Source organism: Pseudomonas aestuarii, assembly GCF_027988105.1.
GTDB lineage: Bacteria > Pseudomonadota > Gammaproteobacteria > Pseudomonadales > Pseudomonadaceae > Aquipseudomonas > Aquipseudomonas aestuarii.
Genome location: NZ_JAQJZJ010000027.1, coordinates 1 through 699, shown reverse-complemented (window position 1 = coordinate 699; position 699 = coordinate 1). Strand labels below are relative to the sequence as shown.

General features: G+C 62.1%; 2 protein-coding genes. Both read right to left on the bottom strand.

What is annotated here, in order from left to right; all coding sequences use genetic code 11:
* Positions 1-50: 50 nt before the first annotated feature.
* A complete protein-coding gene (locus PH586_RS23400) occupies positions 51-380 on the bottom strand; it encodes a sarcosine oxidase subunit delta (protein WP_271350206.1) in 330 nt (109 codons plus the stop codon).
* A gap of 15 nt (positions 381-395) precedes the next feature.
* Positions 396-699, bottom strand: a 304-nt coding sequence (locus PH586_RS23395; RefSeq protein WP_271350205.1) for an FAD-dependent oxidoreductase, incomplete at its 5' end; no start/stop codon positions are given.

The following is a 699-nucleotide window of genomic DNA, read 5'->3' as shown; positions in this document are numbered from 1 at the left end:
AGGCTGGTTGCGGTTGATCCGGCCACCCTTGCTCAGGCGATTGATCTGACTCATGCCTTTTCTCCTGCCGCACGGCTGGGCTGCTTCGCACTGTTCGGCTTAGCGGTCACGCTCGGCTTTTCGCCAATCTTGTAGGTTTCAAAAATTTCGTAGCTGATGGTGTCGCGCGTGGCGTTGAAGTACTGCCGGCAACCGGCCGCGTGAATCCACAGCTCGTGGTGGATGCCGCGCGGGTTGTCACGGAAGAACAGATAGTCGCCCCACTCCGCATCAGTGCACGCGGCCGGATCCAACGGGCGCGGGATGTGCGCCTGGCCAGCCGAGTGGAATTCCTCTTCGGAGCGCAGCTCGCCACAATGGGGACAGAAGATGTTCAGCATGTCGGATTTCTCCTGTTAGTGGGCGACGCCGGCAGCGCCGTGCTCGTCGATCAAGGCACCGTTGTAGAAACGGTCCATGGCGAAGGGTTTGGCCAGTTGATGCATCTCGCCTTTGGCCAGGCTGGCGGCGAATACGTGACCGGAACCCGGGGTGGCCTTGAAGCCACCGGTCCCCCAACCGCAGTTGAAGAACAGGTTCTTCACCGGGGTCTTGCTGATGATCGGGCAAGCGTCCGGCGTGGTGTCGACGATGCCGCCCCACTGCCGGTTCATGCGCACGCGCGAGAGCACCGGGAACAGCTCGACGATGGCCTGCAGG